The 12,955-nt window shown below is 38.4% G+C and carries 11 protein-coding genes; all 11 read right to left on the bottom strand.

Annotated features, from left to right (window positions below):
* Positions 1-19 precede the first annotated feature (19 nt).
* The 11 genes from J2T03_RS14340 to J2T03_RS14290 all read right to left on the bottom strand — a co-directional run bounded on the left by J2T03_RS14340 (position 20) and on the right by J2T03_RS14290 (position 12,677).
* The gene (locus J2T03_RS14340) at positions 20-2,047 is read right to left on the bottom strand and encodes a tetratricopeptide repeat protein (protein WP_307212072.1); all 2,028 of its coding nucleotides are present in this window, start codon (positions 2,045-2,047) and stop codon (positions 20-22) included.
* 1 nt (position 2,048) lies between these two features.
* Complete coding sequence (gene lptE, locus J2T03_RS14335) at positions 2,049-2,570, bottom strand: LPS assembly lipoprotein LptE (RefSeq protein WP_306841437.1); 522 nt, start codon at positions 2,568-2,570, stop codon at positions 2,049-2,051.
* A gap of 83 nt (positions 2,571-2,653) precedes the next feature.
* Positions 2,654-3,940 carry a sigma-54 interaction domain-containing protein gene (locus tag J2T03_RS14330; RefSeq protein WP_307212069.1) on the bottom strand — a complete coding sequence of 429 codons (1,287 nt, stop codon included), beginning with the start codon at positions 3,938-3,940 and terminating at the stop codon, positions 2,654-2,656.
* Between the two features lie 30 nt (positions 3,941-3,970).
* Positions 3,971-4,768, bottom strand: coding sequence for a tetratricopeptide repeat protein (locus J2T03_RS14325; RefSeq protein ID WP_307212067.1), 798 nt, complete (start codon positions 4,766-4,768; stop codon positions 3,971-3,973).
* The gene (locus tag J2T03_RS14320) at positions 4,740-5,252 is read right to left on the bottom strand and encodes a hypothetical protein (RefSeq protein WP_307212064.1); all 513 of its coding nucleotides are present in this window, start codon (positions 5,250-5,252) and stop codon (positions 4,740-4,742) included. Before J2T03_RS14320 ends, J2T03_RS14325 begins: the two co-directional genes overlap by 29 nt.
* A 9-nt stretch (positions 5,253-5,261) precedes the next feature.
* A complete protein-coding gene (gene miaB / locus J2T03_RS14315; RefSeq protein ID WP_306841430.1) occupies positions 5,262-6,698 on the bottom strand; it encodes a tRNA (N6-isopentenyl adenosine(37)-C2)-methylthiotransferase MiaB in 1,437 nt (478 codons plus the stop codon).
* Positions 6,699-6,967: 269 nt separating this feature from the next.
* Positions 6,968-7,378 carry a hypothetical protein gene (locus tag J2T03_RS14310; protein ID WP_307212061.1) on the bottom strand — a complete coding sequence of 137 codons (411 nt, stop codon included), beginning with the start codon at positions 7,376-7,378 and terminating at the stop codon, positions 6,968-6,970.
* A 9-nt stretch (positions 7,379-7,387) separates the two neighbouring features.
* Positions 7,388-7,840, bottom strand: a complete 453-nt coding sequence (locus tag J2T03_RS14305) for a hypothetical protein (RefSeq protein WP_307212059.1) — start codon at positions 7,838-7,840, stop codon at positions 7,388-7,390.
* Between the two features lie 155 nt (positions 7,841-7,995).
* Complete coding sequence (locus J2T03_RS14300; protein ID WP_307212055.1) at positions 7,996-9,729, bottom strand: thiamine pyrophosphate-dependent enzyme; 1,734 nt, start codon at positions 9,727-9,729, stop codon at positions 7,996-7,998.
* 264 nt (positions 9,730-9,993) lie between these two features.
* Entirely contained in the window at positions 9,994-11,193 is a 1,200-nt protein-coding gene (lysA, locus tag J2T03_RS14295) for a diaminopimelate decarboxylase (protein ID WP_306841424.1), read from the bottom strand.
* Positions 11,194-11,453: 260 nt separating this feature from the next.
* Positions 11,454-12,677: a 3'-5' exonuclease gene (locus tag J2T03_RS14290; RefSeq protein ID WP_307212052.1), complete on the bottom strand. Its 1,224-nt coding sequence runs from the start codon at positions 12,675-12,677 to the stop codon at positions 11,454-11,456.
* Positions 12,678-12,955: the final 278 nt, after the last annotated feature.

Raw genomic sequence — 12,955 nt, 5'->3', positions numbered from 1 at the left:
AATATCTTTTTAAGCCTATTTAGCCTTTACTTCTGAAATCTTTTATTTCCTGGATTTTGGACTGGAAATATTCCTTTTTTTCAGGGGTTTTATTGATCAGAATTTCAAATGCTTTTATGGCTTTAGTATAGAGTTTCTGCTCGAAGTAAAGATTAGCAAGTGTCTCTGTCATCAAATGGGAAATATCATCATTCTTTTCTTTGACAATGTAAGTGCTCTCGTCTCTTAACTGACTTATTTTAGGGTTATTTTCAATGAAAGCTTCAATAACCTTTTCCTGAACCGGAGTTTTTTCTTTTTGAGGCGCCTCTTCTGTTCTGCCAATCTTAAGCCAGCTCTGCCATGTATTGATAAACCCCGGCACATTGCTGTCAGCTTGTATTTGTCCGGTGTTTTCTTCTTTGATTTCCTGAACGGGCTTTTCTTCTTTTGCTGCTTTTTCTACTGCCAGACTCGAAATATCGGTCCCAAAGAAAGATACATTCATAACTGGTGCTTCTTCTTTTGGCATTTTTGTTTCGATCGTTTCTTCTGATTTTTCAACTTCTCCATTTTTTTCTTCTACAATTTCAGGTATTTCTTCTTCAGCAACAGGATGTTCTTCTTCTACGCCTGCATCAGGACTTTTTTGAAACTCTTCAGTTTGTTGAGGAATTTCCGCCTCGTTATCTGCTATTACCGGGATTTTCTCCTCTTTTGGAGCTTCCGTCTTAGCTGCAGGGGCTACACTAGCATGGCTGATCATAGAATCAGGCAGGTTGGGCTCCAGGCTCATAGGCTTCCAGGCAGAAGATTCTTCTACAGCAGTTTCGATTTTTTCTACTTTTTCCTGAATCTCTACAGGCTCTTCATGCTGAATTGGCTGTTCGATTATATTTTCTATTGCTTCCGCAGCAGGTTCTTCAGCTTTTGGCTCTTCTTTTTCAGTGGACCAGAAATGAAAGCTCTGTGTTTCAGCAAAACTGATCTCATGATCAGCAGTTTCCCGCTCCTCATTCTCAGGCTTTGGTATCACCTGTGCTTCTTTCATTTTTTTCTCCACTTCTTCAATGAGGCGTCTCATTTCTTCCTCGTGCTTATTCACATTCGGCTTAGGAATTTCAACAGCAACAGATTCATTATCAGGTCTTCCCTGAATCTTAACTTCTGGCAGGAATTCATCCATCCCGTGGAAGCTGATCTCAGCATGAGGTTCATTTACACTCTCATCTTCATTAGCAATTTCCGAGGCCACATCTGTTTCAACAAGTGGAGATTCTTCAATAATTTCAACTTCTTCTGTATTTTGAACGGCCTCTGTTTCGGGGTTTAGGGTTTCAACTTCATGAAAGCTTAGCTCATCATCTTTATTGATTTTCTGCTCTTCTTCAGGACTTTCAATTTTATTTTCTTCAACAATCAATTCAGGGGTGAATTCTATTCCAGCTTCTGAATTTTCAGACTGTTCATTTTTATCCGTGCCCGGCTCAGGTATAATCTTTTCGTTAAGATTTTCTGTTACTGGCCCGGATTTTTGCGTAACCAATACGCCTGATTCCAGCGTAGATTCAATATCTATTGTTTCAGAATGTACTTCGTCAAGGAAATTCTCTTCTCCTTCAAAAAGAATTCTGTTTCTTTCTCCGTTGACATGAACATGCTTGATTTCCTGTGCAGGCTGTATCATACCTGCTGCCTCCTCATATCTGTTCTCCTTCTTTTCGGGAGACTCTCTTTTTATCGGGAATGTTTTCTCCTTATAAGAATACTTTACCGGTTTTTCCAATGTTTTAGAAGCTTGTTTGTCTTCTGCAGTTTCCGGTTTCGGTTCACGCTGGATTTTACCGTTGATCAGCTGGTAAAGGAGTTTTTTATCTGTGGTATAAGCAGCGGTTGTGGAAAGTTCTTTCTGATAGTTTTCTTTATCATAAAGATGTACCCCAAACAAATGAAGCGCCCTGATGTTCTGTACATAGGGAAAAGCATGGATTTCTTCTTTCAAAAGACTGAGATCTTCTGGCTGTATATTTTTGGGACTCTTTAATAATTCTAAAACTCTGGGATTCATCTTACCAATTGGCTACAATATCGTTAAATATCTTATTAATAATTCTGTCTGTTACAAGCTTCACCTGGGAAGTTTCTATCTGGCTCTGGCTCAGGTCGCTGTTGTAAACCACTTCATCCGAATAGGTTCTGTCAAAACTGGAATCCGGATGTATTTTATTTTCATAATGCACTTTCACACTGATGGTCAGCTTGCTCTGTGCCTGCTGTACAACGCCTCCCGAAGGGTTTGTCAGTGTATTGGAGCTGATCGTAGTAGGCGAAAAATTGTAATCTGAAATTTCACCTTCTATTAAAATGTCAGGATTTGATTTTGTTCCTTTTAATGTGGTTCTCTGCAGAAATCTGTTCTGGATATCTGTAGAAAATTGCTGGGAAAGGGTAGGATTCACAAGCGCTGCATTATTAGGAAATTCATTGATCTGGACGGTTTTTTCATCCGTCAATGAAGATCCTGTAAAAGAGTAACACTGCTGAAACAGCGAAAGAATTACAAACCCAAATATTATTTTTAATTTACTCATACCGTTTTATTCTCTAACACAACTTTATAGACTACATGCTCATACAGATTCCCAAAGGTATGGAAAACAGCATTCCTGTTTTTTTAATCTTCTAAATTATATTGCTTTATTTTTCTGTATAAAGTTCTCTGTGAAATTCCAAGTTCGTCGGCAGCTCTGTTTCTGCGTCCTTTATGTTTCTCTAATGCTTTGATAATCAAATCTTTTTCATTATTCTGAAGAGATAAGGATTCCGGCCTGTTTTCTTCTATTTCTATATCTTCAATATCTTCATAGCTATCATCAGCATTTGAAATAATAGTAGGTGAAGACTGTACTCCCGGCGATTTGTCTTCGAAATACAGCAGTGAATTCTGGCTGACTGGCTGTGTCTGCTCTGCGGAATAGATCCTGTTGATCAGGTTTTTCTCCTGATTGCTGAGATCAGCGGTTCCCCTGTTTTTGATCAGTTCTGAGGTGAGTGACTTTAAGTCATTAATATCACTTCTCATATCAAAGAGAATTTTATACATAATTTCTCTTTCGCTTCCGAAATCATTCTGCTTTTGAGCATTCGGATTATTCACAACCATCGGAAGATGGGTCTCCATAGGAATATATTCAGCCAGCTTTTCAACAGTTACCTGCCTGTTTCTTTCTACCACGGTCATCTGCTCTACCAGGTTTCTCAACTGGCGGACATTTCCGGGAAAACTATAATTTTCAACATAATGAACAGCACTTGGCTCCAGCTCCAGTTCCGGCATTCTGTACTTTTCTGCAAAATCTATTGAGAATTTTCTGAACAGTAAGTGAATATCCCCTTTCCTCTCCCGTAAAGGCGGCATGTCGATCTGCACGGTATTCAAACGGTAAAATAAATCTTCACGGAATCTTCCGTCGTGAATGGCCTTCATCATATTGACATTGGTAGCTGCCACAATTCTCACATTGGTTTTCTGAACCTGAGAAGAACCTACTTTCATGAATTCACCACTTTCCAACACTCTTAAAAGACGGACCTGAGTCTGCAGGGGAAGCTCTCCTACCTCATCAAGGAAGATCGTCCCACCGTCTGCCACCTCAAAATATCCTTTTCTGGTTGCTGTAGCTCCGGTAAATGCTCCTTTTTCATGGCCAAATAACTCAGAATCAATAGTTCCTTCCGGAATTGCACCACAATTCACTACGATATAAGGTTGATGTTTTCTTTTGGATTCCGAATGGATGATCTTCGGGATAAATTCTTTCCCGACCCCACTTTCTCCAATGACCAGAACGGAAATATCTGTAGGCGCAACCTGGATTGCTTTTTCTAAAGCACGGTTCAGTGCCGGAAAATTCCCAATAATTCCAAAGCGGTTTTTTATGTTTTGTAAGTCGTTGCTCATAAGTAAATTTTTGATTATTGATTTAATAATCTACAGCTCTTCTATCTGTTTTCTGTAGATTTTGTTGAAGTGATGAGTGTAGACATCTTTCATAGTCTTTCCTTCATCATAATTCATTAATGCTAACTTTTTTAAATCTAAATAATCTTTGTTTCTGATTTTAGAAACTTTACTTTTAAAGTATATATTCTCGGCAAAGTTATTTTCTTTGCTTTGTTTTTCGAAATTTTCCAAGGCTTTGTCATATCTGCCCAGCTCAAAATAAGTTACTCCAAGCTGATAGTGATCATACATTCCTTTGAAGTAGCCTTTTGATGCCAGAACCTTTTCAATAATCCCAGCAGCTTTTTCTTTCTGTCCTAAAGCACTGTAAGACATGGCCTTCACCACCTCTAAATGATAGTCTCCATTTAAAGATCTTCCCAGATCATCAGGATAATATTTTTTTAACTCTTCTAAATCCCGGATTGCTCCTTTATAATCCCGTAAAAACTGGAATTTGCACCAGCCCCTATATCCTAAGTGCATTTTAGGATTTGCGTCAACAGCTTTATCGATGAGTATTTTCCAGGTTACAAAATCCCCGTTTTTAAGATATGGAACGGCTTTTTCCATATAGGAATTGGAGAAATCGGGACAAAGACCAATGGCTTTATCAAAAGCTTCCTGGGACTGTCTGCTACCCTGCCTGTCTGAGGCCCAGTTGTATAACTCACAAGCCTTTTTGCAGTCCTCACCCTCTACTGCATTACAGTTGACCTGCGCAATAGTATTGGTGTAAACGATAAGCAACAAAAAGCTAAGGTAATACCTCTGAAACTTTTCCATTTTCAATTTTATAGGTTAAATACTGATAATAGCCTGTTTTAAAACCTTTTATCTTTTGCGGGATCCATCCGTCCAGCGATTTTGTAAACCGCAGCAGCCTGTCTCCCAGCTCTTTATCCAGAACTGTTTCTTTCAGATCCTCATTCATCTGCTGAACTCTGAACAATCCTGTTTTTCCTTCACAATTTACTAAAAATCTTACGGTAATATAACCGTTCATCTTGGTTTCGGAAGATATTTTTTCTTTTTGCAGTTTTTCTATAATGGCCAGCTTCTCTCCTTTATAGTTAAACCCTTTTTCTCCCTGATAATACTGAAGACTGATCAGCTTTTCAGGAGTACATTTTTTAAAATCGGGATCATCCAGCTTTTCATCAAATTCAATGTCTCCTACCGTTACGGGATATTTATTTATATTTTTTTCAGTCTGACAAGACATCAGCACGAAAGAAAACAAGGCAAGAAAATAAAGCGTTTTGATCAAAATTTTAAATTATTCAGCTGTTCTCCCCAAAAGCGTGCCCTGTGTATTGCCATAGACAAAAACGTCCACAATGTCACCTATTTTCTGTCCTTCAAGCATATCGAAAACGCAGACTGCATTCTGTGAGTTTCTTCCCTTCCACTGGTTTTTATTTTTTCTGGATATTCCTTCGATGAGGACCTGGTGATGTCTTCCCACATAAGATTCCATTCTTTTTCTGGATAGCTCTCCCTGAAGTGCAATAACCTCAGCCAGACGCTTTTGCTTCACGTCAGCAGGAATATTGTCTTCCATTTTTTTATGGGCAGGCGTTCCCGGTCTTTCTGAATAAGCAAACATATAACCGTAGTCATACTCCACTTCTTTCATCAGACTCAGGGTATCCTGGTGATCCTGTTCTGTTTCATTGCAGAAACCGATGATCATATCCTGTGAAAAAGCAATATCGGGAACTATTTCCTTCGCTTTTTTAATTAAATCCAAATATTCCTCACGCGTATGCTGCCTGTTCATCGCCAGAAGCATATTATTGCTGCCGCTCTGTACAGGAAGGTGAACATATTTACAGATATTGTCGTGTTTTGCAATCATTCTGAACACTTCAAGGCTCATGTCCTGAGGGTTTGAAGTAGAGAATCTGATTCTCATCTCAGGAACAGCTTTAGCAACTAAATCAAGCAGTTGCGCAAAATTAACTGCGGTTGCTTTCTGCATTTCAGAAGCTTTGTCAAAGTCTTTTTTCGGACCTCCTCCGTACCATAAGTAAGAGTCTACATTTTGTCCTAAAAGGGTTATTTCTTTGTACCCGTTGTTTAGAAGGTCTTGACATTCTTTGATGATAGAGTGCGGATCCCTGCTTCTTTCTCTTCCTCGGGTAAAGGGAACTACACAGAAGGTACACATATTGTCGCAGCCTCTGGTGATGGTTACAAAAGCCGTAACCCCATTTCCGCCTAAGCGTACAGGATTGATATCTGCATAGGTCTCTTCTTTTGAAAGGATTACGTTGATAGCATCTCTCCCGTCCTCTGTTTCTTTCAGAAGGTTGGGAAGGTCTCTATAGGCGTCAGGACCTACCACGAGGTCTACCAGCTGTTCTTCTTCTAAGAATTTGGTCTTTAACCTTTCAGCCATGCATCCCAAAACACCCACCGTCATATTGGGTTTTTCTTTCTTCAGGTTTTTGAACTGGGAAAGACGCATTCTTACAGTCTGCTCTGCCTTTTCACGGATGGAACATGTGTTTAAAAGGATAAGATCTGCTTCTTCCACTTTCAGGGTCGTATTGTATCCCTGCTCATTAAGAATAGATGCAACAATTTCAGAATCAGAAAAGTTCATCTGACAGCCATAGCTTTCTAAAAAGAGTTTTTTAGAATTTTCAGGCCTTTCAGCGATAGCAAAAGCTTCTCCCTGTTTTGTTTCGTCTATATATTTTTCCTGCACAATAATCGTTTTAAAGTTCAATGCCCAGTATTTAATTTCAAAGCATTAAGATGAATTTAAATCCCGAACAGATTAGTCTGCAAAGATACAAAATATTGTGACAGAATGGCAGGAGATTATTTTGGAGGGTTAAAATTTAATGGAAGTGTATAAAAAGATTCTACCGGCTCTCCGTCTTTTTTTGCCGGCGTCCATTTTTTCTTTCTCATCCTTTTGATTCCTTCTATGATTCTTTGGTTAAAAAAGACCGTTAAAATAAAATTAGCGTTCTAATCATGATCATATGCGTTGGTACTGAAATTAACTTTGATGATTATTTTAGAATCAACAGGAGCATCACCATACATTGCCGGCGTCCATTTTCCTTTGATCTTCTTCATGGCATATTTTACATCATCTATAAACATTTCACTGTTTTTGATTTTCGGGACCACATCAAGCTTGTTCATTTTACCTTCCGATGAAATATTGATTAAAAAAGTCATTTCACCGTTGATGGCATAGCTCTGGGTATCAACATAAGCATAAAGCATCTCCATAAATTGCTTCCGAAAAGCCTCGTCACCACCGGAAAATTTAGCCCTCTGGGTATATGATGCTACTTCTACCGGGGACGTATTTTGAGAGAAACTTTTAACCCCAATGCACAGTAAAAGGAATAATAAAAGGTATTTTTTCATGTGAGTAGTTTATAAATCTGTAGCGATTGAAGAGAAATGCATTTTAATTTTAATCTGCGAAGCAACAGCCTGACCGTTACATGAAGCAGGAATCCAGTCCTTTTTGATACGTCTTACCACATATTTCATATCATCAAAAAAATAAGTGCTGTTGACTACTTTCGGACTTCCTTCGATATCGGTAACTTTTCCGGTCTGATCAACCCTGAGGGTAAATGTAAAATCTCCGTTCAGCACATAAAAATCTGAATTCAGGTAATCGTACATAAATTTTTGCAGGGTTTCTTTATAAACCGTTACTCCTCCTTCAAATGCCGCCGGTTTAAAATCATTACAGTTTTTCACCGCAACCTGTAAGAGAGGTTCTTTGATATCTATTTTTAAAAGATTTTTATTGATCTCTGTAACCGGATTATCATCCCGGTCTTCAACATCCTGCTGGGCAAATATAAAATTTGCCATAAGAAACGCAATCAACAATGTAAAAACTTTCATAGGGCTATTCATGAGCTATTAATTACTTAAACAAAGTTAATTATTTAAATGCTTTGTTAAAAAGAAAAACTCCAGGCTGTACCTGGAGTTGTATTTAATTGGATTCTTTTAAGATATATTCATTACAGCAGTCCTTTAATATGCTTGTAGTTGGTTTTTACCGTATCCAGAACTTCTTCCATCTTACCACCAAGCATCAGCTGGGCCATAGATTTCGTCATTCCCAAGACCTGATCGAAGTCTATTTTCGGGGGAAGAGCGAGTGCATTGGGATTGGTAAAAATGTTAAGAAGGTAAGGTCCGTTATAGGCCAGACATTCTTTAATGGCGTCTTCTACCTCTTCAGGCTTGTGAACATTTTTTCCGGGATATCCCATAGCCTGTGCTACCATTGCAAAATCCGGATTAATCATATCGGTTTCATTATCCGGCATACCGCCTACTTCCATTTCCAGCTTTACCATTCCTAAGGTTCTGTTATTAAAAACGATGAGTTTTACCGGAAGCTTATACTGAAATATGGTTGCCATATCCCCCAAAAGCATCGAAATCCCACCGTCTCCACACATGGCAATCACTTCTCTGTCCGGATGAGCCAAAGATGCACCTATGGCCATTGGCATAGCATTCGCCATAGATCCGTGATTGAAGGAGCCCAGCATTTTTCTTTCTCCTGTACCTGTAATAAACCTTGCTCCCCACACGCAGCACATGCCTGTATCTACTGTGAAAATGGCATCTTTTTTAGCCAGCCGGTCTAAAGTATATGCAACGTATTCAGGCTGAATGGAGTTTTCTTTCCCAAAATCTTTCACGTAAGTAAGCTGAATGTCTTTTACCTTTTCATAAAATGCCAATTGCTCATGAAGGAAATGAATATCTGTTTTTTCTTGCAACAGAGGCAACAAAGCTTTAATAGTTTCTTTCACATCTCCTGCCAGACCTAGCTCTAGTTTAGCCCTTCTTCCCAATCTCTCCGGGCTTTCGTCAATCTGGACAATTTTATTTTTTATGGGCATGAATTTTTGATACGGAAAATCGGTTCCCAAAAGAATCACAAGATCGGCTTCGTGCATTGCGTGATAGGCGGACGGGAACCCCAACAGTCCCGTAAGCCCTACCTCATTGGGATTGTCCGGCTGAATGGCCATTTTTCCACGGAAAGAATAGCCTACGGGAGCTTTTAGAAACTTCGACAGTTCTATCACCTCAGCATTGGCTTCTCCTGCTCCAATTCCGCAATAAAGCGTAACTTTTTCACTTTCATTGATGAGATTCGCAAGGGTTTTCAATTCATCATCAGAAGGCCTGATTACAGGATTGGTCCTAAATACCTGGGTAGAAGTGGATCCTTCCTCAGCATCAAGTTCAGATACATCTCCCGGAAGTCCGATTACCGCTACCCCTTTTTTGGAAATGGCGTGCTGGATTGCAGTCTGTAAGGTTCTCTGCACCTGCTCCGGTCTTGTAATCATCTGGTTGTAGTGGCTGCAGTCATCAAACAGTTTTATGGTATTGGTCTCCTGAAAATAATCCATGCCCATTTCATCACTGGGAATCGTGGAAGCGATAACAAGCATGGGAACGTGGGACTTATGCGCTTCATAGACCCCGTTGATCAGATGAACGTGTCCCGGCCCGCAGCTTCCTGCACACACTGCAAATCCGTCAAGTTCTGCTTCTGCCGCCGCTGCATATGCTCCTACTTCTTCATGCCTTACATGAATCCATTCAATGCTGCTATTTTTAACCGCAATATTAAGATGGTTAAGACTGTCGCCGGTTACTGCATAGATTCTTTTCACATTGGCATTTTCGAGCATTTCAACAATTTGCTCTGCTATGTTTTTAGCCATAATTCGTATTTTTTGGTGTTTATTTTAGTTACAGAATATTGAAAGGAATGTGGATTGGTAGGTGTTTAAAATTCTTACCTCTCCCAAATTTAGCTAATAAATTATAATTTCTATGCCTAAAAAACATTAAAATTTCAACATGTTACAGCTGTTTTGATTGCAATGAAAAGTTTTTAAAACATTAATAAGAATGAATTTTTTCCGGTTCCTTCAAACAAAAAACTCCGCAGTAATCTGCGGAGTTTTTATAATTTATATTTGATTTTAAATTACTTCTATCTGGTTTCTTAACAGATCTTCAAATTCATCTCTTTTACGGATCAGGTGTGCTTTTCCGTCTAAGAATAAGACTTCTGCCGGTTTTAATCTTGAATTGAAGTTTGAACTCATTTCAAAACCGTAAGCGCCAGCATTATGGAAAACCAGAATATCTCCTTCTCTTACCTCATTCAGCTTTCGGTCCCATGCAAAAGTATCGGTTTCGCAAATGTTTCCTACTACGGTATAGATCCTTTCTGCCCCTTTTGGATTTGAAAGGTTTTCGATCTTATGGTAAGAGTCATAGAACATCGGACGGATCAGGTGGTTAAATCCTGAATTTACTCCTACAAATACAGTAGCCGTCGTTTGCTTGATCACATTAGCTTTTACCAAAAGATAGCCGCTTTTTCCTACCAAGAATTTTCCCGGCTCAAACCATAATTCGAATTTTCTTCCTGTAGATTTTGTGAACTCGGACAATACTTTTTCCACTTTTTTACCTAAGGTTCTTACATCGGTTTCTTCTTCACTGTCCTGGTAAGGAATTTTGAAGCCGCTTCCCATATCCAGATATTTAAGATTTGGGAAATGCTCGGAAAGTTCCAGCATAATGTCTAATGCCTGCAGGAAAACATCCGGGTCTTTGATCTCGCTTCCCGTATGCATATGAAGACCTTCCACATTAAGATTGGTGCTTTTCATCACTCTTTCGATATGGCGAACCTGGTGAATGGAAATCCCGAACTTGCTGTCGATATGTCCTGTTGAAATTTTATAGTTTCCTCCTGCAAAAATATGTGGGTTGATTCTGACAAGGATCGGATAAGAATTTCCGAATTTATTTCCGAACTGCTCAAGAATAGAGATATTATCAATATTAATGTGAACGCCCAGCTTCATTGCATCTTCAATTTCTGCAAGGTCTACACAGTTTGGCGTGAAAAGAATCTTTTCTTTAGGAAATCCCGCCTTAAGGCCAAGTTTTACTTCATTTATTGATACACAATCCAAAGATGCACCCAGATTCTTGACATACTTTAAGATGTTGATATTGGTCAACGCCTTGGCAGCATAAAAGAACTTCGTGTGTTTTAAGAAAGAAGATGTAAGTTTCTCGTATTGAGTTTTAATAGATTCAGCATCGTAAACATACACTGGTGTGCCATATTCATTGGCAATCTGTAGCAAATCTTTTGAATTCATAATTTGATTTTAACATAAAAAAAGGCAGATTCTTCCAAAAAGAGTCTGCCACATTAATTATTTTTATGCAAGACAACTCTTTTAAATATTCCAAACCTTAGAGAACTTTACAGCTCCCTTTTTTCCAGTTTTTATTTGTTTAAAATTTTGCATTGCTTCTTTTTTGTTTTTGCAAAAGTACTATTTATTTTTTATTTCAGGAAAATTCATTTGAAAAGCATCTTTTCCTGATAAAAACCTGTAAAATATAGATTCCTCTATTATTTAGGTAATGGCAACGTCTCAAAATCACCACGGAGCAGGGCAAGCTGGAGGTCATTATGGAGATCTGTAGATGACAAAGGGAGATCAATTTTCAGTTTTGAAATCTTACTAAGGGTCTGAATCTGGGTAAACAGCTCATAAAAGCCATACGAAATCACTTTGCCGTTTTCAATGATCAGAAAAAGCTTCTCGCCCAATTTTCTTCCCTGACCGAGCCACAGCTCACTTCTTTTTCTGAAGTCTATTTTTTTAAGAAAAGCATTCAAGTCATTAAATTCTTCCTGTAAACCAATAAACTGGACAGCTTTTGTTCCCTGGGTAAACGATCTGAATTTCAGGATCGGTCTTTCTGCTTTATTGAGTTTGTTCTTTTCAACAATGTATTTATTATTTCTAAAGTAAAGTCCGAACGGAAACACTTCTCTTTTTTTGATGTTTTTAGAATTCAGGATCAGTTTGGCAATAATATCTGTTCCTGTAAGCTCATAATTGATCTGTTCAACATCTTTCTGAATCTGTTCCCATTTTTTAGACTTGGAATTGAAAACTTTTTTAGAGAATTTATTGATATCCTGAACGTAATCCGATAAAATGATTTTACCGTCTTCATTCTGGAAATAGACAAACCCTTTTTCATTGGGAAGATCCTGGGTCAGAACCTTGATCTTATTGATATACGTTTTTGCGTTCGTTTCGTCATGCTGCTTCTGAATGATCTCATTTTCCGTATCTTTTGATATTAAAAGCTTGAACAGTTCCAGCGTTGCCCTTGCATCACCTTCAGCCCTGTGATGGTTCGTCAGCGGAATCCCAAGCGATTTGACCAGCTTACCCAATGAATAACTTACTTCATCAGGAATCATTTTTTTCGCCAAAGGAATGGTATCTAAAGTACTGGTCTGAAAATCATAACCAAGCCTTTTGAAAGACTGGCGCAGCATTCTGTAATCAAAATCAATATTATGGCCTACTAAAGTGGTATTTTGAGTAATCTCAATAATTCTTTTAGCTATTTCATGGAATTTTGGAGCTGTTTTCACCATTTTAGGGGTAATATTTGTCAGCTTTTGTACAAAAGGGGTAATATCACTTTCGGGATTGACAAGGGATATAAACTGGTCAGTAATCTTCTGCCCATCGTACCTGTAGATGGCTATATCTATAATGCATTCATTTCTATAACCTGCACCATTACTTTCTATATCTATAATCGAATACATTGAGTTCTAGTTATACTGCTATTTTTTAAATTAATATTAATCATTCCTGTCATCAACAGCCCAAACATAAAGGTTATCACGCTTAATACATAACCTATGCCATAGATTCATAATGACTGTACGCCCGTGCTGCAAACCTTTGGTATTGGATAAGAATGCCACTATACAGGCTCATGAGTGAAATTATTCCGTCCAATAGCTGAAACAGCCATTTTTATTTGCCAAAAGGCAATCCTGCTAAAATAACAAAAAAAATGTCAAAAAAAAGTAAAACGCGT

It is taken from the genome of Chryseobacterium lathyri (assembly GCF_030812195.1).
In the GTDB taxonomy this organism is placed as follows: Bacteria; Bacteroidota; Bacteroidia; order Flavobacteriales; family Weeksellaceae; genus Chryseobacterium; species Chryseobacterium lathyri_A.
Note: the sequence above shows the minus strand (reverse complement) of the source record. Positions and strands in the feature narration are given on the sequence as shown.